Raw genomic sequence first — 19,593 nt, forward strand, 5'->3', positions numbered from 1 at the left:
GCACGCCTCGGTCGCTAGTGACTCGCTTGCGCCTCGCGCAGCTTCGCCATTACCAAGTCGCGCAGCTCTTCGGGAGCAGCCTCTTTGCACGCTCGTGCAACCACATCGGTGAGCGTACGGGCAACAAGCGCCTCATCGCGACACTCGGGGCATTGCCGCAGATGCTCTGTGATGTCGCTGTGCTGCGTCTTGCAGACCTCGTTGCGGAGGTACTCCTCAAGGTCACGCCGCGCCTTTTCGCAGCCGCAATCAGTCATTTCGCGCTCCTCGTAGCGGACTCGATGCCGCGTTCTTTCGCATAGTCGGCAAGCAGATCACGGAGCATTCGCCGGCCTCGATGCAGGCGGCTCATGACTGTGCCAATAGGGGTCTTCATAATGTCGGCGATCTCTTGGTAGGCGAATCCCTCAACGTCTGCCAGGTAGACCGCGAGCCGGAAGTCTTCGGGGATCGCCTGCAACGCGTCTTTGACGACGGAGGCCGGCATGTGGTCGATCGCTTCAGCTTCGGCCGATCGCGTCGTCGAAGCGGTCGTTGACTCGGCACCACCGAGTTGCCAGTCCTCGAGCTCGTCAATCGTGCCCTGATACGGCTCACGCTGCTTCTTGCGATAGGTATTGATGTACGTGTTGGTCAGAATCCGGTACAGCCACGCTTTGAGATTCGTTCCCTGAGTGAACGACTTCCAAGAAGCGAACGCTTTGACGAAGGTCTCTTGAACGAGGTCGGCTGCGTCGGCCGGGTTTCTGGTCATGCGCATACCCGCGGCATACAACTGGTCCATGAAGGGCAGCGCTTGCTCTTCAAACTGTCGTCGGGCCGCGGCCGCTGAATCCTCTTGCTCGGTCATCAGGCGCAAGTCTACGGCGATGTCTTGCGTGTTTCTGGTGAAGTCATCGCCCGACACCTCGGCGCCAGATCTCTCAAGAGTTGCAATCACCTGCTCGATGTCCTTCCTCGCGTGCTGCCGGCGTTGCGTCACCGGTTCAGTAGGGTAGAACGCGATGACAGTCGACGGGTATTCCCCCAATTCACAGACCGCTCCCAAACGAAGCGGTCATTGGCGAGCCCCCACTGCTACCGGCCCACTGAATGCCACTGTCACCGTGCCGGGGTCAAAGTCCCTCACGAACCGAGAGCTCATTCTCGCGGCGCTCGCCGACTCGCCGAGCCGACTCACCGCGCCATTGCACTCTGATGACTCCGCCCGCATGGTGGATGCGCTGCGCGCGCTCGGTGTGGGAATCGAACTCGAGAGCGGCGATGGCCTGTACGGGGATGATTTTCTCGTCACTCCCGCCAAGCCGTTCCGTGGTGACACCGTCGTCGACTCTGGTCAGGCAGGCACTGTTATGCGGTTCGCGGCTGCCCTCGCGGGGTTCGCGCACGGAGATGTCACGCTCACCGCCCACGAGAGCGCCCTGCACCGGCCGATGGGTGCGATGATCTCCGCGCTGCGAGATGTTGGTGTCGACATCGACGATGGCGCACGCTGGACCCTTCCGTTCACAGTGCGTGGTCGCGGCCACGTGCGTGGTGGCGAGATCACCATCGACGCCAGCGCCTCGAGCCAGTTCGTCTCAGGGTTGCTTCTGGCTGCTCCCCGGTTCGACGTGGGATTGCATTTGCGGCACTGCGGCGATCGCCTACCGAGCATTCCGCACATCGACATGACCGTTGAATCCCTCGCGCATCGCGGCGTGCACGTCGAGCGTCCCGCTGTCGGCGAGTGGATCGTGCCCGCGAGCAGCATTCGCGGCAAAGATGTTGCCATCGAGCCCGATCTCTCAAACGCCGCGCCATTCCTGGCCGCCGCGATGATCGCGGGCGGGTCAGTTTCGGTGACCGGCTGGCCGGCTCATTCCACACAACCCGGAGCCATGCTCTCGGACATTCTTTCGCTGATGGGTGCGCGTGTCGTGCGCCGCGGCGGCGCGTTGACTGTGACCGCCGGCAGCAGCATCCATGGAGTCGATCTTGATCTCTCGGCTGCTGGCGAGTTGACCCCGACCATCTTTGCGCTGGCGGCATTCGCTGATGCCCCCACGACGCTCTACGGCATCGGGCACATTCGCGGCCATGAGACTGACCGCATCGCTGCGCTTGTCGGAGAACTTCGCGCGCTCGGTGGAGAAGCGCACGAGCTCGAAGACGGCATTCGCATCGTGCCTCAACCGCTGCACGAGGGCGGCTGGCGTGCGCATCATGACCACCGACTAGCGACGACCGGAGCTCTCATCGGCCTTGCTGTGGATGGCGTCGAGGTCGATGACATCGGTACAACGGCGAAGACCATGCCGCAGTTCCCCACCATCTGGCAGCGGATGCTCGATGACAGCGATCGCGTCGACTCTGCCGAGGCGATGCATTCACTGTGAGCTGGCTCGATGATGACGACGATGACGTGCTCGAGTTCGACGAGTCCAGCATTCGCGTCCGTCCAAACCCCAAAGCCAACCGTCCCCGCACCAAGCGACGCCCCGCTCACGCCGACGCGCAGATCGCGCGCGTGCTTGGGGTAGACCGCGGGCGCTACACCGTGCTCGCTGACGAAGGCGGCGTCGATGAGCGTCTCGTGCTGGCCACGCGCGCGCGAGAGCTGCGCAAGATGCCGATTGTCACGGGCGACCGTGCGCGAGTCGTAGGCGACCGCTCCGGTGACGCGGGCACGCTCTCACGCATCATCGGCATCGAGGAGCGCACGTCGTTGCTACGACGCAGCGCAGACGACACAGATCAAGTTGAGCGCGTGATCGTGGCGAATGCTGATCAGATGCTTGTCGTGGTCGCAGCGGCGGATCCGGAACCACGCGCACGTCTGGTGGATCGCTATCTCATCGCCGCCCTCGATGCGGGCATGCGTCCGCTTCTCGTTGTCACCAAGACCGATATCGCCGATCCCACAGCGTTCCTGCGGCATTTCGAAGCGCTCGATGACCTCCAGATCTTCACAAGCGGCATGAGCACAGGCGGGATGCCGCTCGAAGCGATCGGCGAGGCGCTGGTCGGTCATTCCACCGTGTTCGTCGGCCACTCGGGCGTCGGTAAATCTACGCTCGTGAACGCTCTTGTCCCAGACGCACACCGTGCGACAGGGCACGTGAATCAGGTCACCGGTCGCGGCCGGCACACATCGAGCTCTACCGTGTCGCTGCGCTATCAGAGCGCAGACAAGACCGGGTGGGTCATTGACACGCCGGGCGTGCGGTCGTTCGGCCTCGGACACGTCAAGACCGCCAATATCTTGAGAGCTTTCACCGACCTGGCCGAGATCGCCCTCGAATGCCCCCGAGGATGCACGCACCTGGCAACGGCACCCGACTGCGCGCTACCGGTCGCCGTTGCAGAGGGACGGCTCGGAGATCGAGGCGCGGAGCGACTGGATTCACTGCAAAGGCTGCTGGCGACGTTCGCAGAGAAGTAGTCTGGGGCGGTGACCAATCGCCTTGAAGCCGGTTCTGCCGCACCCTCCTTTGCTCTCAAGAACCAAGATGATGCCGTCGTCTCGCTAGACGCACTGCGCGGAGGGCGCGTGATCGTGTTCTTCTATCCCGAAGCTATGACGCCAGGGTGCACGACAGAAGCATGCGACTTTCGAGACAGCCTGGCGCCTCTGCAGGCAGCCGGCTACACGCTGCTCGGCATCTCGCGCGACGAGCCCGAGAAGCTGCGTCGCTTTCGCGAGCGCGATGGCCTCACCTATGACCTGCTCAGCGACCCCGACCACAGCATTCACGATGCGTATGGCGTCTGGGTGAGAAGGTGAATTACGGCAAGACCTTCATGGGTGTGATCCGTTCCACATTCGTCATTGACGAGGCCGGTCTCGTCAGTCACGCGCTGTACAACATTCGCGCCACCGGCCATGTCGCACGGTTGCGCAAGACGCTCGAGGTTTAGCGTGTCTCGCCGCGTTCTCTGATGGCGGCAGCACGAACCGCCAGCACCAGAAGAACCAGCGTCACGACTGCCGGCAGTGCAAGCGCCGCTGCCGCCATCGGGTGCGCGAACTCGCCAGTTGCTGCGCCAACCGCGACCGCAAGGATCAGCAGCTGAGTGACGATTGCGCCGGATCGACCCCACGACTCATTGCGCCAAATGGCCACCGAAAATGCCAGCACAGCCGCGGCGCCCACCGCGGTGAGCACGACGAGAGCCAAGGCCGTCGACAGCACCCCGGTGTCTCCTGCCAGGAGCGCCAGCACCTGCCATGCGACCAATCCGGCGACCGCGACGCCCTCGAGGCCCACCAAAACGGCTGCCACGCGCTCACGCTTGCTTGTAGACATTCGCCAATTCCCTTCCGCAAAACCACGCACTCATGTGACATTCCGACACAGAGTCAAGGGAATACTCAGGTAACCAGACAGAAACCCTACGTTCATCTCTTGATTCGCGATATCGCCTATGGGAGCATTGACAAAGCCGTGTGCTCCCACAGCGACGTGGGGCGAGCATTCTCTCGCACTCATTTAGGGTATCGGACCCGAAACCATACCCACGTCACTCAACCCCAACCTCGTATCAAGGAGCACCACCATGGATTGGCGCGATAAGGCGGCCTGCCTGACTGTCGACCCCGAGCTGTTTTTCCCCGTAGGAAACACGGGCCCGGCCGTCGACCAGATTGAAAAGGCCAAAACGGTCTGCGCAAAGTGCACCGTCACCGAGGTATGTCTTCAGTACGCACTCGAAAGCGGTCAAGACTCCGGCGTATGGGGCGGTCTGTCAGAAGACGAACGCCGCGCTCTCAAGCGGCGCGCAGCCCGCGCTCGCCGAGCGAGCTGACCCTATGCCTGCGCGATATAGCGCATCGGAATCTCGATAGTCACTTCGGTGCCGCTGCCGGTCAACGTGTGCCAATCGATTGTGCCGCTGAGCTCACCTTGAATCAGCGTTCGAACGATTTGCGTGCCGAGACCGTTTCCCACCTGACCCTCTGGCAATCCTGAGCCGGTGTCGCGGACGCGAACTTCGAGTTTCTCCTCGTTGCGCGCTGCAATGATCTCGACGTCACCCTCTTGGCCGGCAAGACCGTGCTCGACAGCGTTGGTGACAAGCTCGGTCAACGCCAGCGCTAGCGGCGTAGCGTATTCGCTGGGCAAGGTGCCGAACCGTCCAGACGACCGCGTGCGCGCGCGTGTGTTGGGGGCCGCGGCGACCTCCGCGACCAGCTTGAGCACACGTGCAAAGACTTCGTCGAACTCGACGTTCTGCGCCAGCCCCTCAGAAAGCGTGTCGTGCACGACCGCAATGGCGGCAACGCGACGCATGGCATGCGTGAGCGCTTCGCGGGCCTCTTCGGAATGCGAGCGCCGAGCTTGAATCCGCAACAATGAGGCGACTGTCTGCAGGTTGTTCTTGACCCGATGGTGAATCTCGCGGATCGTCGCGTCTTTGGTGATCAGTTCCTGCTCTTGGTGGCGTATCTCCGTGACATCGCGACACAGCACGATCGCGCCGATGCGCGTGCCATGATCGCGAAGCGGGATAGTGCGCAACGACACGGTGACGCCACGCGACTCCATATCTGCGCGCCACGGTGCCCGCCCGGTAACCACGACGGGCAGCGACTCGTCGAACTGCCGCTTGTCGGGCAGGATCGTCGTCACCACTTCGACAAGCGATTCGCCTTCGAGCTCATCGACGAAACCCAGCCGGTTGAAAGCCGACAGCGCGTTCGGACTCGCGAACGTTGTGATGCCGTCAACGTCGAGCCGGATGAGCCCGTCGGATGCGCGCGGAGCGCCTCTGCGCGGAGAAGTCGGGGCGGTCATATCCGGGAACTCTCCCGATGCCACCATGCCGAAAAGGTCGTCGGCACAATCGTTGAAGGTGATCTGCTGTCGAGAGGGCGTGCGGGTCTCGCCGAGGTTGGTGTGGCGAGTCACCACACCAAGGGTCTGCGGGGCGTCTGTGCCCTGTGCCCGTACGACCGGCACTGCACGCACCCGAGTGGGCGTCTCTTCAAACCAATCAGGCGACGCCGAATCGACGATGCGCCCGGTCTGAAAGGCCTCGCGCACTTGAGTGTTCCACTGCGGTCGAACCCGACCGCCGACGATGTCACGATAGAACAGCGTCGCTGCTCCCCCGGGCCGAGTGTGCGCGACCGCGACGAACGAATCGTCGGGCGTGGGCACCCAGAGCACGATGTCTGCGAAGGCGAGGTCGGCGAGCAGCTGCCCGTCGCCAGCGAGGCGATGCAGCCACTCGACGTCTTCTTCGCTCGCACGGCCTTGGGCGTAGACAAGATCACTGAGGGTCGACACCCCTCCAGCCTAGAGCGGGTTTGTCATGCTGCCGTTTTGGTGTAACGCCGCGTGACCCGTCGCGATGCCGCAACGGTGGCAGGCGGCGGCACAAGCACATCGCCGACGAATCGCCGCACCCCGAGCACGAGCGGGGACTTGGGAGACTGCTCGGCAATTGTGCGAGATGCGAGCAAAGCAGCATCGGCCGCTCTGGCGTCGAGTGGCAAGAACCACACGTCTCTGATGCCGCCGAACCTCTCTAGGGTGCGACGAATCTGTCCGCGCGCGTCGATTCCCAGCGCGCCGGGCCGCACCTTGTTCGCAACCACCCGCACGGTCGTGCCCCCAATGGTCGCGCGAAGATCGGCGTGTGCCCGCAGAAAGCGTGAGATCCCGATCGGATCAGCACCTGCGACGGCCACGACGACGTCTGCGCAACGCAACGCCGCGAGCGTGGCGGCGTTGCGCCTGGGCCCCTCGAGGTCGCTGACAATCTCTTCGTCGCGTTCGAGTGACGAAGAGACGTCGACCACGGTGAAGTCCGCCCAGCTGCGGCAAAGCTCAAGGGCCTTCGCCACTCGTTTCTCGCTGAGTTCCGGCCATCGCGACGGCCGGTTCAGCCCGGTGAGCACGTCGACTCCGGTGCGCCCAAGGGGGATGCTTATTCGCGTGAGCTCCTTCTCATCGAGTCCGCCGAGTTCCGCCTGCCTGCATGCTGCAGCAAACCCCGGGCCCTCATCGGCGATACCCAACGTCAAGGCGATCGACGGCGCGTGAGTGTCAGCATCCACCAGTGCGACATGCTTGCCCCCTCGCGCGAGCTCCGTCGCGAGTTCGATGGCAACCGTAGAGCGACCTGGCGCTCCCGGAGCGCCCCACACCACAATCACGCGTGGAGCCTCACGCGCATCGGCAGTCTCCACAACGCTGCGCGGCTGAGCCGCGAGGGCTTCAGCGACAAGTCGCGGAGTTGCATTGGCGGCGAGGGGTTGTTCCAGGCCGAAGACCGCGGCGACTCTCTCGTCGGAATCATCTGCACACAGGGGCAGAATACGTGTTGCTGCCCGATCGCACAGTGCCACTACTTCGGCCGTCAGCGAGTCTCGCCGCACCTCTAACACCACCGCGTCTGCAGCCAGCACCGCCCGCAGCAGGCTCTCGGATTCGTCTCCTAACAGAGCGTCGCCAGCAACCTCGGCGAGCGCTCGCGCTTCGGCTATCGTCGTGACTTCGTAGCCTTCACGAGTGAGACCAGCCGACAGCGCTTCACCGCCATCGACGGCAACAACCACGTTCACGAGCCTGCTCCAGCAGAAACCACCGACAGGGCAGACTGATCGGCGATCGCGGCAAGGGTTGCCGCGACGTCGGCGCGCGCGATCACCAGTTCGAGTGCCGCGGAGCCGCCTCCGATAGCAGAATCGTCCCTTGTGACCGCCGCAACGACAGCATCTGCCACCAGAATTCGCGGGGTGTCGTACGTGCCCCGCTCGAGAAGCGGCGCCGCCCACAGCTCCACGGTTGCACCTTCATCGATAGAGGCTGGAACATCAGCGCTCGTGCGGATGACGACGCTTGTCGTGCTCACCGTCACCGGGTCGGCAACGGCAGACGCCGGCAGCAGCTCCCCCGCGGCGATCGTGCGGGTGGCTACTGCGCCCTCGGCCAAATCGTCAGGGGCGACATACGAGTCGCCCAGCTGACCGAGCGCGACTTCGACTACTCGCAAGTCGCCGGGCGCAATGGCTTCTCCGGGAACGATGGCGCGCGTTGCGGCGTAGGCAGGGGACGTCTGCCGAGCGGTCGCGACAACGAGCCAGACCCCCGCGATGGATGCGACGATGAGCACAATCCCGAGAAGGAATCGCGCGTCGCCCCACACTCGGCGTCGTGGTGAGCGAACTGAATCTGCGACCGTCATGTCGTCAATAGTCGCTCACCGAGCAAATCTGCGGCTTCGGTTATCCACAGGGGCGTGCCCCTCCCCGCGCCTTGCACAGGCCGCCGCCATAATGGGGGCATGCCCGACAACTCCGTGCCTGAGGTGCGCTTGCTCGCCCCGGCCCAGGTTGGCGAGCTTCTCAGCATTTCGGTCGACGAGGTCATGGCGCTCGTGATGAGCGGTCAGATTCGCGGAATGCGGGTAGGCGCGCCGCCGCGCTGGCGCATCGAAGAGGCGAGTGTGAGTGGCTATCTCGACGACCAAGCCGAGGAAGCTCGCCGGATGGCGCTGTGGCGGCAGTCGAATACCGCCAGTTTTCCTGAGCTCTGGGGCGGCGGAATCATTCGTCAATCTGAATGACTCGTTGTTGTTAGATCAGTGGAGCGTCTGCGTCGAGCCGAATCCACGACACCGCCGCGAACGGCACCAGTCGATGCCCCGTGACGTCGGTGGTTCTGCGGGGCTGCCCGCTATCGTGCAGCGCGAGATCGAAGTGATCCGCGCCGGCGCGGTCGATCGTACCCGTGAGGTGACGCCCGCCCACAGCGAGGGTCACCCCGACGCCAACCCGTCGCCGAACGAGATCGCGCAGCACAAAACCAAAAGTGACCCGGTCGCTGAGTGAAGATCGCTCGGCGACCGGGCGCGCACTGCGTAAGACGTCAACATGGGGCACGAGCACAGACACGATGCCCTCGAGCGGAGCCAGCACGGCACCGGCAAGCGGCTGTGTCGGTTCAAGCGCGACCCAGTCAGCGCCGACGCCTGATACCTCGGCGTGCAGAGTCGACCCGTCAGACATTTCGAATGCGAGAGCCGAGGTCGTGCGTTCGCGCGATGCCAGCACACCAAGGCGATCTCGGAGCGCGACGCGTGAAAGACGCAGCCGTTCGGCTTCGGTGTCGAGCGCCGCACGCTCGGCCTCCCACTCAGAGGCAAGCTGATCCTCAAGATCGGCAAAAAAGCGGTCCCAACGCACGTGCCGAGAGTAGGCGATGCATTAGGACTCGATGAGAAGTTATCCACAACCTGGGGTTTCGCCTTTTCCTACGGGCCTCACAAGTGTTCTACTAGCTCACGGATAACCCCCCACTGTTGAGATAGGTACCCCATGGCAACGCCGCCGACGGGCCACGCCCGCGCATACCGCGCCTCTGATGAAGCGCTGGAGCTTTCTGAATTCTTCGCCCCACAGCGAACCTCAGCCGTTGAGCTCCCCGACCCAGAAGTCTTCCTCCGCAACCTCACTCGAGGAGTTCTCGAGGTGTTCGCGGGCGTGCGCGAAGTGGATCAACTGGCACGCTGGCTCACCGAAGATCCGTTTCGCAAGCTCGTCACTCGCACAAATCTTGCGACCCGAGCCCGAAGCGCCCGAGGCGTTCCCGCCGTGCGCCCGGTTCATCAGATCCTCAGCGTGCACTGTTCAGCGCCCACCGACGGCGTCGTCGAGGGCACGGTGATCGTGCAGATCCCGACACGGGTTCGTGCCGTTGCAGCCCGTCTCGAGGGCATGGACGGGCGCTGGCGAGCGACCTCGCTCGCTCTTCTCTAGCTATTGCTTGTACGACGCGAGAAAGTTGCCGAGCCGCTCGATAGCTTCGGTCAACACACGTGCTTCGGGCAGGGTCACGATGCGCACATGATCTGGGCTCGCCCAGTTGAAACCGGTTCCCTGCACCAGCAGCACATGCTCTGCGATCAAGAAGTCGTAGACGAACTTCGCGTCGTCGTGGATCTCATGCACGTTCGGATCGAATCGCGGGAACGCGTAGAGCGCTCCTTGCGGTTTCACGCAGCTGACACCGGGAATCGACTCAAGTGTTTTCCACGCAGCGTCGCGTTGCTCGTGCAGCCTGCCGGTGGGCGCGATCAGCGCGTCAATCGACTGCACGCCAGAAAGAGCGGCCTGCACCGCGAACTGTGCGGGAACGTTTGGGCAGAGCCTGGTGGATGCCAGTAGCGTCACGCCCTCGATGAACCCGGCGGCGTGGGCTTTCGGGCCGGTGATCACCAACCAACCCGATCGGTAGCCGGCGACACGATATGTCTTTGACAGCCCGTTGAAGGTGAGCACGAGAAGGTCTGGCGCTACGGATGCCATCGGAATGTGCACCGCGTCGTCGAAGAGAATGCGGTCATAGATCTCATCTGACAGCACCAGCAGCGAGTGCTCTCGTGCAATGTCGGCGATCCCCTCGAGTATTTCCCTCGTATACACGGCGCCCGTTGGATTGTTCGGGTTGATGACGACGATCGCCTTGGTGCGCGGAGTGATCTTCGAGCGGATGTCTTCGAGATCAGGCTGCCAGCCATTCTCTTCATCACAGACGTAGTGCACGGGTGTTCCGCCACCCAAGCTCGTCATCGCCGTCCAGAGCGGATAGTCCGGTGCAGGAATGAGAACTTCGTCGCCCTCATCGAGCAGCGCCTGCATGACCATCGTGATCAGTTCAGATACACCGTTGCCCAGATACACGTCATCGGGATCGAACGACGGAAAGGTGGGGTCTTCTTCATATCGCGAGACCACGGCGCGTCTGGCCGACATGATGCCACGGCTGTCGCTGTAGCCGTGCGCCTGCGGCACAGCGTCGATCATGTCACGAACGATCTGAAACGGTGCTTCGAAGCCGAACGTGGCGGGATTTCCCGTGTTGAGCTTCAAAATGGTGTGACCATCGGCTTCGAGACGATCCGCCGCAACGAGCGCCTGCCCACGAATCTCATAGAGCACGTCTTTGAGCTTGCGGGACTGATCGAGGGGGCGAAGCTGACTCATCGCACCAGGATATCGGGGTCGAGCGAGAGCCCATCGACATCGTCGGGCAGCCGCACCCGGACGCAACAGAGAACGCGCGCTCGAGGCAGCGCAAAGCCTGCCGCGAACGCGCGTTCTGCGTGCGTCGTTTCTATTTGCTCTTGTCTGCAGCGCGGCGCTGTGCGCGGTTCTGTGCGGCCGGGCCGGCATTGCCGGCATCCGCTTTCTGACCGAACGCGCCACGAGGCGCCTCAGCGGGCGGCGCCGCCTGCGTCTGGCCCTGCGCCGCCGCGGTCGCGGCGGCCTGACGCATGCGCGATGTCGCCGACTGCTGCACCTGGCCGCGTTCGTTGCGCACCTCGACTTCGCCAGCATCGTTGGCGGCCGAGTACTCCAGTCGTTGGCCCTCGATGGGTGCCGAGGCACTGAGACCCTTAGCCTCCACCTGAGCTTCACCCTCACCTTGACGACGTACTTCGACGTCGAGGTTGTACAAGTAGCCGACGGACTCTTCTTTGATCTGTCCCATCATCGACTGGAACATCTGGAAGCCCTCGCGCTGGTACTCAATCAAGGGATCACGCTGTGCCATGGCACGCAGGCCAATGCCATCTTTGAGGTAGTCCATCTCGTAGAGGTGGTCGCGCCAGCGGCGATCAAGCACCTGCAGCACCACGCGTCGTTCAAGCTCACGCGTTGCCGCGTCGCCAAGAGTTTCTTCGCGGGCGCTGTACGCGATTCGTGCGTCGGAGATGATCTCGCGCTTGAGCCCCTCCGCGTTGATACCGCCCCGGCGCCCCGCGGCTTCTGCGACAACCTCGTCGATGGTCACGCTGACGGGATAAAGCGTCTTGAGTTCGGTCCACAGCGCGTCGAAGTCCCAGCTTTCGGTGTGACCCGACCCGGTGTGGTCATCGATGACCGCGTTGATGGCGTCTTCGATGAAGTGCTGCACGCGGTCTGCGATGTCGTCGCCCTGAAGAATGTGGCGACGATCCGAGTAGATTGCCTCGCGCTGCCGGTTGAGCACATCGTCATACTTCAGAACGTTCTTGCGGATCTCGGCGTTGCGGCTCTCCACCTGGCTCTGTGCCGACTTGATGGCCCGTGAGACCATTCCCGACTCGATCGCGACGTCGTCGGGAAAGTTCGTGCGCGCGAGAATCGCTTCGGCTGCGCCCGACTGGAACAACCGCATCAGGTCATCGGTGAGCGACAGGTAGAAGCGGCTCTCGCCGGGGTCACCCTGACGACCAGAGCGGCCGCGCAGCTGGTTGTCGATTCGACGCGATTCATGCCGCTCGGTGCCGAGGACGTACAACCCACCGGCTTCGACAACTTTGGTGCTCTCTTCAGCGACCTTCTCGCGCATCGACTCGTAGACCGAGTCCCACTCGGCCTCGTAGTCTTCGGGCGTCTCAACCGGGTCAAGGCCCTTGGACTTGAGCTCTTGCACCGCGAGGAACTCGGCGTTTCCACCGAGCATGATGTCGGTACCGCGACCGGCCATGTTGGTGGCCACCGTCACCGCGCCGAAGCGGCCCGCACGGGCAACGATCTCTGCCTCACGTGCGTGGTTCTTCGCGTTGAGCACCTCGTGCTTGATGCCCTTCTTCGCGAGCAGCCGTGAGAGGTATTCGCTCTTCTCGACACTCACCGTGCCGACGAGAACGGGCTGACCGCCCTCGTGGCGCACCGCGATGTCTTCGACGACCTGGGCGAACTTGGCCTGCTCGTTCTTGTAGACGAGGTCGGACTGGTCTTTGCGCACCATCGGCCGGTTGGTCGGAATCGGAACCACACCGAGGTTGTAGGTCGACATGAATTCGGCGGCTTCGGTCTCTGCCGTACCGGTCATACCCGCGAGCTTGTCGTACAGCCTGAAGTAGTTCTGCAGTGTCACCGTCGCGAGAGTCTGATTTTCAGCCTTCACGGGAACCGCTTCTTTGGCCTCGATGGCCTGGTGAATGCCCTCGTTGTAGCGTCGGCCTGCCAAGATGCGGCCGGTGTGCTCGTCGACGATCATCACCTCGTCATTGATCACGACATAGTCGCTGTCGCGCTTGAAAAGTGCGAGCGCCTTGATCGAGTTGTTGAGAAAGGAGATGAGTGGCGTGTTGGCCGATTCGTACAGGTTGTCGATGCCGAGGTAATCCTCAACCTTTTCAATGCCGGGCTCGAGCACACCGATCGTGCGCTTCTTCTCGTCAACCTCGTAGTCGACGCCAGCATCCAGCGTCTTGGCGATCTTCGCGAACTCTACGAACCAGCGGTTGGCCTCGCCGGAGGAGGGTCCAGAAATGATCAACGGGGTGCGAGCCTCGTCGATCAGGATCGAGTCGACTTCGTCGACGATCGCAAAGAAGTGACCGCGTTGAACGAGGTCTTCTTTTCGCCACGCCATATTGTCGCGAAGGTAATCGAAGCCGAACTCGTTGTTGGTGCCGTAGGTGATGTCGCACTCGTACTGCGCACGACGGACCTCGGGCGTCTGTCCGGCGACGATCGTGCCGGTGGTCAAGCCAAGGGTGCGATAGATGCGCCCCATGAGCTCTGCCTGATACGACGCCAGGTAGTCATTGACCGTGATGACATGCACGCCTTTGCCGGCGATCGCATTGAGGTAAACCGGGAATGCACCCGTCAGAGTCTTTCCTTCGCCGGTTTTCATTTCGGCGATGTTGCCGAGGTGAAGCGCGGCGCCACCCATGATCTGAACGTCATACGCTCTCTGACCGAGGGTGCGCTTGGCCGCCTCACGAACGGCTGCAAACGCTTCGGGCATGAGCTGATCGAGCGTCTCGCCCGCCTCATGGCGTGCGCGAAGTTCTGCGGATTCGCCGCGCAGTTCCTCGTCGGTGAGCTGTGCGTAGTCCTCTTCGAGGGCGTTGACCGCTTTGACGACCTGGTTCAGACGACGAAGGATTCGGCCCTCGCCGGCACGAAGCAGTTTCTCGAGGGGGTTTGCCACGAAGTGTCTCCATCTTGTCGGGTTCGACGCGTTTGGCGCCCATGCCGCCCGGAAGCTGCGCCCAGGCATACCTGCCCATGTTATCTGTCTGTGACCTTGGCGTGTGCTGGGTATCAGACTGTCGCGAAATCCAGGCGTGCCTATACTCGGCAATTACATACTCAGTATGCGAAGAACGGAGCGTTTCACGTGTCGGTGCGGCAGGGTCTGATGGCCATCCTCAATCAAGGCCCTTGCTACGGCTACCAATTGCGCACTGAGTTCGATCGGCGCACCGGTTCAACCTGGCCGCTGAACGTCGGGCAGATCTACAACACCTTGGACCGCCTGGAGCGCGATGGCCTTGTCACCAAGGCAGACCTCGACGAGCAGGGTCACGTCTATTGGAAGATCACCGACGCGGGGTCATCAGAGGTCGACAACTGGTTAGGCACTCCGGTACGTCGCACCGGCGGAACACGAGACGAGCTCGCGATAAAACTCGCGCTCGCTGCCACGCTGCCAGGAGTCGACGTCGCAACGCTTATCGAAGCGCAACGGCAGGTTTCGCTTGCTCAGCTCGACGAGCTGCAGCGCACACAGCCTGAAGGTGCCGCAACGAACGACCCGCGGGCTCTCGCTCGCTCGATCGTCATCGATTCGATGATCTGCACTGCCGAAGCCGAACTGCGCTGGCTCGACCGTGCCGAGCGGCGTTTGGCGCAGCATCCTGAACGATCGATGGCCTTCGAGCTCTCCGAAGAGCGCCCCAAACGCGGCAGACCTGCCAGAGATGCCAGCCGCTGAGCGCGGGCTCGGCGCGGCGCCCTGTCGCTTCACAGCCTCGGCACACTACTCTTAACTGTGTCTACAGACGAAACGAACCCCCAGGCCGAGGCTCAGACCGAGCCCACCGCGACAACTTTTGCTGACCTCGGATTGGGCGAATCGGTGCTCAAAGCACTGCGTGACGTCGGTTACGAGACCCCCTCTGCTATTCAGGCTGCCACCATTCCCACGCTCCTTCAGGGACGTGACGTTGTAGGTCTTGCCCAAACCGGAACCGGCAAAACAGCCGCATTCGCGTTGCCCATTCTCGACCGCCTCGACGTGTCGCAGAAGACCCCGCAGGCACTCGTGCTTGCACCGACTCGCGAGCTCGCCTTGCAGGTGTGCGAGGCCTTCGAGAAGTACGCCTCGCACGTGAAGGGCGTTCACGTTCTTCCGGTATACGGCGGCCAAGGCTATGGCGTGCAGCTGTCAGCGCTTCGCCGTGGCGTGCACGTGATCGTCGGAACACCCGGCCGCATCATGGATCACCTCGACAAGGGCACCCTCGACCTTTCAGAGCTCAAGTACCTCGTACTCGACGAGGCCGATGAAATGCTCAAGATGGGTTTCGCCGAAGACGTCGAGACGATCCTCGCAGACACCCCGTCGACCAAACAGGTCGCCCTGTTCTCAGCCACCATGCCGGCGACGATCCGCCGCATGTCGAAGCAGTATCTGCACGACCCCGAAGAGATCACGGTCAAAACCAAGACCACGACGTCGTCGACGATCACGCAGCGCTACCTCATCGTGTCGTTCCAGCAGAAGATGGACGCCCTGACGCGCATTCTCGAGGTCGAGAACTTCGAGGGCATGATCATCTTCGGTCGCACCAAGAGCGTCACCGAAGAGATCGCCGAGAAGCTTCGCGCCCGCGGATACTCTGCGGCCGCCATCAACGGTGACGTTGCCCAGCCAGTGCGCGAGCGCACCGTCAACCAGCTGAAGTCGGGCAAGCTCGATATTCTCGTGGCCACCGATGTCGCGGCGCGCGGCCTCGACGTCGAGCGCATCTCGCACGTGGTGAACTTCGACATTCCCACCGACACCGAGTCTTACGTGCACCGCATCGGCCGCACCGGACGCGCCGGTCGTTCAGGTGACGCCATCAGCTTCGTCACACCGCGTGAACGTGGCCTGGTGCGCGCTATCGAGCGGGCAACCCGCCAGGAGCTCACCGAAATGCGCCTGCCGAGCGTCGACGAAGTCAACGTCACCCGACTGTCACGCTTCGACGACCGCATCACTGCGGCGCTTGGCGAAGGCGACCGCATTGAGCGGTTCCGCGACATCATCGCCCACTACGTGCGCCACCACGACGTACCTGAAGTAGACGTTGCGGCCGCACTGGCCGTCGTCGCCCAGGGCGAGTCGCCTCTGTTGCTCGACGCCGAGGCGGAACGCCCCAAGCGCGATTTCGCGGACCGTGGCGACCGCCGCAGCAACTTTGATCGCGACAGCCGCGATGGCCAGCGCGAGCGCCGTCAGCGCCCCAGCAACCCGAATATGGCGACCTACCGCATCGCCGTGGGCAAGCGCCAGCGGGTCGAACCGCGCCAGATCGTGGGTGCACTCGCCAACGAGGGCGGCCTCAGCCGTGGTGACTTCGGCGCGATCCAGATTCGCCCTGACTTCTCGCTGGTCGAACTGCCGGCAAACCTTTCCAGCGACACGCTCAGCCGACTCTCTGATACGCGCATCTCGGGTCAGCTCATCGAGATCCGTCTCGACTCGGGCGGTCCCAGCCGTGGCGAGCGCAAGCCCCGCCAGAAGCGCGAGTACTGACACTGTCGTGAGTCGTTGATGGATGCTGACCCCGGCATCCATCAACGACTCGAGCACGCGTGACGGCCGCTGACCCGAGTGCACAGCACCGATGGTCAGCCGACGCATGGTTTGCGACCTTAGGATCGAAGCTATGGCCGGATTCTGGGGCAAACGTAAACGCGAGCAAGAAGAACTTCATGCTCAGGATGCTGATGTCGCGCGCCGCGCGCAGATTGCGCTGGTCGCAACTGACGAACGCATTCGCGTCACCACCGATGAGCTGGCTTTCGCCGATGCCGAGCTAGGCCCGACGTCGACGAAGGACCTGCGCGATGCGCTCGAGTCGGTGCGTACGCACATGTCTGAGGCGTTTCATCTTCATCAGCTCAATCACGACGACATTCCCGACACCCCCGAAGAGCTGCGCACGCGCAACGCGCGCATTGTTCAACTGTGTGAGTGGGCCGAAGAGCTGCTCGATGACCGCACAGCGGCATTGGCCGAACCTATCGAACGCGCGCGCCGGGCCCCCGAGATTATTGCTCGGGTGCGGGCGGACACCGCACGGTTGCGCACTCGCGTGCCGCACGCGCGTGAGACAGTCCAGCGTCTCGCTGCGCGGTATGCGCCCGAAGCGCTCGAGCAGGTCGAGTCGAATCCCTCCGAAGCCGACCAGCTTCTCGGGTTCGCTGAGCACAGCGCCACGGTGGCCGAGCGGCGACGTGAAGCCGGCCAGCGAGAGCAGGCCAATCTCGCCCTTGAAGCCTCTACCGAGGCAGCGAGACGAGCGGCGACACTGATCGACGCTGTGGAAACATTCGAAGTGGAAGCGCTGCGCGCCGAGTCCACACTCGCCGCGGTGGTTGAAGAGTCACGAGAAGACCTTATGGCTGCGCGCTCCGCCCCCCAGGTGCCCGCCGTCACGACAGCGATGTCGAACTTGCAAGCGGCCCTCAAGACGCTGCCAGCAGTTGGGGTCAACACCGACCCGTTCGCTCTGCTTTCACGCCTCAGAGACGCGAACAGCGAACTGGATGCCGCCATCAGCGCCGCGCGTGAGCGCGCAGCGCGAGTGATTCCCGACATGGCTCACGTTCGCCATGCCATCGACGATGCCGACCAGCAGCTGGCCGTGGCGCGCAGTGTGATTGCCGGGCACCGCGGCTGGATCGGGGCCGATGCCCGCACCCGTCTCGCTGAAGCAGAGCGATTGCGCACAAACCTCGATCACTTTCTGGGGACTTCGGCATCGACGGCGATCACCATCGACGACGATCACCGCGAGCAAGCGCTGACCTTCGCTCGACGCGTGGCGTTCCTCGCGGGCGAAGCCTTGCAACTCGCGCAGCGCGACATCAATTCTTCTCGCCCGTCCGGTGGCGACCAGTGGGGGCCGCCAGGACCGGGCGGCGGCCGCCGCGGCGGCGGAAGCGACCTGATGGGCGGCTTGCTCGGCGGATTCGTGATCGGAAGCCTGCTGGACGGCATGTTCGACTGAGCGCGAACGAAAGAGAAAACGCCCCGATCGATTGATCGGGGCGTTTCTCGCTCAGACTGTCAGGAAGCCACCGCTTCGGGCGCCGCCTGCGTCGTGAGGGAAATCACTCCGTAGTCCCAGCCTTTGCGGCGGTAGACCACGCTGGGGTGGTCGGTGCTTGCGTTGACAAACAGGAAGAAGTCGTGTCCGACGAGCTCCATCCGATCAACCGCTTCTTCCACCGTCATCCACTCAGGATGGAATTCTTTCGTTCGGATGACGACGGGTGTGTAGTCGGGCTCTTCTTCGTCGCCAGCCTGCACGGGCACTTCGCCCGTCGCGACTGCACGCAGCATTTCGGCTGAGGCTGGCTGCACATCGAGGCCGGAGATCTCGCCACTCCCCTTTTCGAACTTGGCGCCTCGAGGATGGTTTCGCGCATCTACGCGCTTGTCCTTCGCCCTGCGTAACTGCTCGCACAGCTTGTCGACCGAGAGATCAAGGGCCGCGAACTTGTCGCCATCTTTCGCCTCTGCCCGCACGATTGGACCTTTGCCCACAACCGTGAGTTCAACGGTGTCGTCTTCCATCCGACCGTTGTGATGGGCTCGATGCGTTACCTTGACCTCGACGCGTTGCGCGCGGGGTGCGAGGTGCTCAATTCGGGCTACCTTTTCTTCGACTACTGCGCGAAATCGATCCGTGATTCCCACGCCAACGCCGACGATGCTGGTTTCCATCCCTGACCTCCATGTTCCGGTCCGCCGGGTCAAGGGCGGACCTCAGTCGCCTTGTGCCCCCACCGTAGCCCCCGCGACACCGACATGTCACCTGTGAGTATCAAATGCGTCGTTCGCTCTTAGCGGAGGTCTGATATTCGCTCGAAGCCTGTCGCGGTGTCGCGGCAACTGTGACGGCACCCAGTACGATGGCTCCGGCTGATCGCAATGCCCGGATCGCCTCTTGGAGGGTTGCGCCCGTCGTCACAACGTCATCGAGGACGATGACACGGCGCCCAGCAGCATCCATCGACCGCATGCTCAGCGACACGTTCTCACGACGTTGCATGATCGTCAGCCCTCGTTGGTCGGCGGTACGCCGAGCTGTGCGCAGCAAGCGAGCCACGGGCAGTGTCGTACGCGCCGCGAGGCGGTCTGGCACTCGGTAGCCTCGCCGACGATACGCCGCTCGTGAGGTGGGCAGCGGCACGACCACCGTGTCAGCAGGGGGCGACACCTTGGCAACGGCTGCGTTCAGTGCCGGCGTGAGCGACGAAATGAGGCTCGTACGTCCGTCCTCTTTCACCGCGCGAATCACGCGAGCCGCGACGCCCTCAAAGCGAAGGCCGCTCCACAGCGGCACGTCGCCGTCGACACCCGCGAGCGCGCGCCGGCTCGGGTGGGGCCGCAGCTCGTCGACGCATCGCTCGCAGAGGTTGACGTCGGCGGCACCGCATCCGCCGCATTCCACGGGCATCACCAGGGTGAGAGCTTGAGCGAGTGCGGGTCGAACGAGATCGTCGAAGAGTGTGAGGGGCATTGCGACAGCCTGCGACGCAGACGCGACGCGTAACGCAGATCCCCGCCTGCTGTGCAGACGCGAGCGTCAGCACAC

The 19,593-nt window shown here is 63.2% G+C and carries 19 protein-coding genes and 1 pseudogene; 9 read left to right on the top strand and 11 right to left on the bottom strand.

From position 1 onward, the window contains the following. Positions 1–14 precede the first annotated feature (14 nt). Both WDU96_RS12585 and WDU96_RS12590 read right to left on the bottom strand, forming a co-directional pair. Positions 15–257 carry an anti-sigma factor family protein gene (locus tag WDU96_RS12585; protein WP_337338866.1) on the bottom strand — a complete coding sequence of 81 codons (243 nt, stop codon included), beginning with the start codon at positions 255–257 and terminating at the stop codon, positions 15–17. Further along, positions 254–850 (bottom strand): sigma-70 family RNA polymerase sigma factor, encoded by a 597-nt coding sequence (locus WDU96_RS12590; protein ID WP_337338867.1) that lies wholly within the window; start codon positions 848–850, stop codon positions 254–256. The genes WDU96_RS12585 and WDU96_RS12590 overlap by 4 nt, the downstream gene beginning before the upstream one ends. A 154-nt stretch (positions 851–1,004) precedes the next feature. Here WDU96_RS12590 and aroA point away from each other — a divergent pair, with 154 nt between their 5' ends. The 3 genes and pseudogenes from aroA (at position 1,005) to bcp (ending at position 3,900) form a co-directional block, all read left to right on the top strand. Continuing rightward, entirely contained in the window at positions 1,005–2,378 is a 1,374-nt protein-coding gene (gene aroA, locus WDU96_RS12595; RefSeq protein WP_337338868.1) for a 3-phosphoshikimate 1-carboxyvinyltransferase, read from the top strand. Then, on the top strand, positions 2,375–3,424 hold the full coding sequence (gene rsgA, locus WDU96_RS12600; protein ID WP_337338869.1) for a ribosome small subunit-dependent GTPase A: 1,050 nt from the start codon (positions 2,375–2,377) through the stop codon (positions 3,422–3,424). Before aroA ends, rsgA begins: the two co-directional genes overlap by 4 nt. 9 nt (positions 3,425–3,433) lie before the next feature. Further along, a pseudogene (gene bcp, locus WDU96_RS12605) lies at positions 3,434–3,900 on the top strand (thioredoxin-dependent thiol peroxidase). Here the strand turns inward: bcp and WDU96_RS12610 are convergent. Then, positions 3,897–4,289, bottom strand: coding sequence for a histidine kinase (locus WDU96_RS12610; protein WP_337338870.1), 393 nt, complete (start codon positions 4,287–4,289; stop codon positions 3,897–3,899). The pseudogene bcp and the gene WDU96_RS12610 sit on opposite strands and share 4 nt — an antisense overlap. 250 nt (positions 4,290–4,539) lie before the next feature. Between WDU96_RS12610 and WDU96_RS12615 the strand changes: the two genes are divergently transcribed. Beyond that, positions 4,540–4,788 carry a WhiB family transcriptional regulator gene (locus tag WDU96_RS12615; RefSeq protein ID WP_337338871.1) on the top strand — a complete coding sequence of 83 codons (249 nt, stop codon included), beginning with the start codon at positions 4,540–4,542 and terminating at the stop codon, positions 4,786–4,788. A 2-nt stretch (positions 4,789–4,790) separates the two neighbouring features. On the opposite strand, the gene WDU96_RS12620 is transcribed toward WDU96_RS12615, so the two are convergent. From WDU96_RS12620 to WDU96_RS12630, 3 genes are read right to left on the bottom strand one after another with little or no spacing between them, the layout of a single operon-like run. Continuing rightward, positions 4,791–6,272 (bottom strand): sensor histidine kinase, encoded by a 1,482-nt coding sequence (locus WDU96_RS12620; RefSeq protein ID WP_337338872.1) that lies wholly within the window; start codon positions 6,270–6,272, stop codon positions 4,791–4,793. 23 nt (positions 6,273–6,295) lie between these two features. Next, the gene (locus tag WDU96_RS12625) at positions 6,296–7,552 is read right to left on the bottom strand and encodes a CpaE/TadZ family protein (protein ID WP_337338873.1); all 1,257 of its coding nucleotides are present in this window, start codon (positions 7,550–7,552) and stop codon (positions 6,296–6,298) included. Continuing rightward, positions 7,549–8,175: an SAF domain-containing protein gene (locus tag WDU96_RS12630; protein WP_337338874.1), complete on the bottom strand. Its 627-nt coding sequence runs from the start codon at positions 8,173–8,175 to the stop codon at positions 7,549–7,551. Before WDU96_RS12630 ends, WDU96_RS12625 begins: the two co-directional genes overlap by 4 nt. Positions 8,176–8,274: 99 nt before the next feature. Between WDU96_RS12630 and WDU96_RS12635 the strand changes: the two genes are divergently transcribed. Beyond that, entirely contained in the window at positions 8,275–8,556 is a 282-nt protein-coding gene (locus tag WDU96_RS12635; RefSeq protein ID WP_337338875.1) for a helix-turn-helix domain-containing protein, read from the top strand. 10 nt (positions 8,557–8,566) lie between these two features. On the opposite strand, the gene WDU96_RS12640 is transcribed toward WDU96_RS12635, so the two are convergent. After that, the gene (locus tag WDU96_RS12640) at positions 8,567–9,175 is read right to left on the bottom strand and encodes a hypothetical protein (RefSeq protein ID WP_337338876.1); all 609 of its coding nucleotides are present in this window, start codon (positions 9,173–9,175) and stop codon (positions 8,567–8,569) included. Positions 9,176–9,307: 132 nt separating this feature from the next. Here WDU96_RS12640 and WDU96_RS12645 point away from each other — a divergent pair, with 132 nt between their 5' ends. Beyond that, a complete protein-coding gene (locus WDU96_RS12645; protein ID WP_337338877.1) occupies positions 9,308–9,748 on the top strand; it encodes an Rv3235 family protein in 441 nt (146 codons plus the stop codon). On the opposite strand, the gene WDU96_RS12650 is transcribed toward WDU96_RS12645, so the two are convergent. After that, positions 9,749–10,975 carry a pyridoxal phosphate-dependent aminotransferase gene (locus WDU96_RS12650; protein WP_337338878.1) on the bottom strand — a complete coding sequence of 409 codons (1,227 nt, stop codon included), beginning with the start codon at positions 10,973–10,975 and terminating at the stop codon, positions 9,749–9,751. 130 nt (positions 10,976–11,105) lie between these two features. Next, positions 11,106–13,925 (bottom strand): preprotein translocase subunit SecA, encoded by a 2,820-nt coding sequence (gene secA / locus WDU96_RS12655; protein WP_337338879.1) that lies wholly within the window; start codon positions 13,923–13,925, stop codon positions 11,106–11,108. A gap of 189 nt (positions 13,926–14,114) precedes the next feature. Here secA and WDU96_RS12660 point away from each other — a divergent pair, with 189 nt between their 5' ends. The 3 genes from WDU96_RS12660 (at position 14,115) to WDU96_RS12670 (ending at position 18,000) form a co-directional block, all read left to right on the top strand. Next, positions 14,115–14,711: a PadR family transcriptional regulator gene (locus WDU96_RS12660; protein WP_337338880.1), complete on the top strand. Its 597-nt coding sequence runs from the start codon at positions 14,115–14,117 to the stop codon at positions 14,709–14,711. A 57-nt stretch (positions 14,712–14,768) separates the two neighbouring features. Further along, entirely contained in the window at positions 14,769–16,520 is a 1,752-nt protein-coding gene (locus tag WDU96_RS12665) for a DEAD/DEAH box helicase (RefSeq protein ID WP_337338881.1), read from the top strand. A 133-nt stretch (positions 16,521–16,653) separates the two neighbouring features. Then, positions 16,654–18,000: a hypothetical protein gene (locus WDU96_RS12670; protein ID WP_337338882.1), complete on the top strand. Its 1,347-nt coding sequence runs from the start codon at positions 16,654–16,656 to the stop codon at positions 17,998–18,000. A gap of 59 nt (positions 18,001–18,059) precedes the next feature. On the opposite strand, the gene hpf is transcribed toward WDU96_RS12670, so the two are convergent. Both hpf and WDU96_RS12680 read right to left on the bottom strand, forming a co-directional pair. Continuing rightward, the gene (gene hpf, locus WDU96_RS12675; protein WP_337338883.1) at positions 18,060–18,719 is read right to left on the bottom strand and encodes a ribosome hibernation-promoting factor, HPF/YfiA family; all 660 of its coding nucleotides are present in this window, start codon (positions 18,717–18,719) and stop codon (positions 18,060–18,062) included. Between the two features lie 100 nt (positions 18,720–18,819). Further along, positions 18,820–19,518, bottom strand: coding sequence for a ComF family protein (locus tag WDU96_RS12680; RefSeq protein ID WP_337338884.1), 699 nt, complete (start codon positions 19,516–19,518; stop codon positions 18,820–18,822). Between the last annotated feature and the right edge of the window lie 75 nt (positions 19,519–19,593).

The organism is Microbacterium marmarense (genome assembly GCF_037204165.1).
GTDB classification, from domain to species: Bacteria; Actinomycetota; Actinomycetes; order Actinomycetales; family Microbacteriaceae; genus Microbacterium; species Microbacterium marmarense.

Bases quoted from the DNA above. Each gene is read 5' to 3' on its own strand.
- WDU96_RS12680 (WP_337338884.1), bottom strand. From the start codon at position 19,518: ATGCCCCTCACACTCTTCGACGATCTCGTTCGACCCGCACTCGCTCAA.
- hpf (WP_337338883.1), bottom strand. From the start codon at position 18,719: ATGGAAACCAGCATCGTCGGCGTTGGCGTGGGAATCACGGATCGATTT.
- WDU96_RS12585 (WP_337338866.1), bottom strand. From the start codon at position 257: ATGACTGATTGCGGCTGCGAAAAGGCGCGGCGTGACCTTGAGGAGTAC.
- WDU96_RS12610 (WP_337338870.1), bottom strand. From the start codon at position 4,289: ATGTCTACAAGCAAGCGTGAGCGCGTGGCAGCCGTTTTGGTGGGCCTC.
- WDU96_RS12650 (WP_337338878.1), bottom strand. From the start codon at position 10,975: ATGAGTCAGCTTCGCCCCCTCGATCAGTCCCGCAAGCTCAAAGACGTG.
- WDU96_RS12630 (WP_337338874.1), bottom strand. From the start codon at position 8,175: ATGACGGTCGCAGATTCAGTTCGCTCACCACGACGCCGAGTGTGGGGC.
- aroA (WP_337338868.1), top strand. From the start codon at position 1,005: ATGACAGTCGACGGGTATTCCCCCAATTCACAGACCGCTCCCAAACGA.
- WDU96_RS12635 (WP_337338875.1), top strand. From the start codon at position 8,275: ATGCCCGACAACTCCGTGCCTGAGGTGCGCTTGCTCGCCCCGGCCCAG.
- WDU96_RS12670 (WP_337338882.1), top strand. From the start codon at position 16,654: ATGGCCGGATTCTGGGGCAAACGTAAACGCGAGCAAGAAGAACTTCAT.
- WDU96_RS12590 (WP_337338867.1), bottom strand. From the start codon at position 850: ATGACCGAGCAAGAGGATTCAGCGGCCGCGGCCCGACGACAGTTTGAA.
- WDU96_RS12615 (WP_337338871.1), top strand. From the start codon at position 4,540: ATGGATTGGCGCGATAAGGCGGCCTGCCTGACTGTCGACCCCGAGCTG.
- WDU96_RS12645 (WP_337338877.1), top strand. From the start codon at position 9,308: ATGGCAACGCCGCCGACGGGCCACGCCCGCGCATACCGCGCCTCTGAT.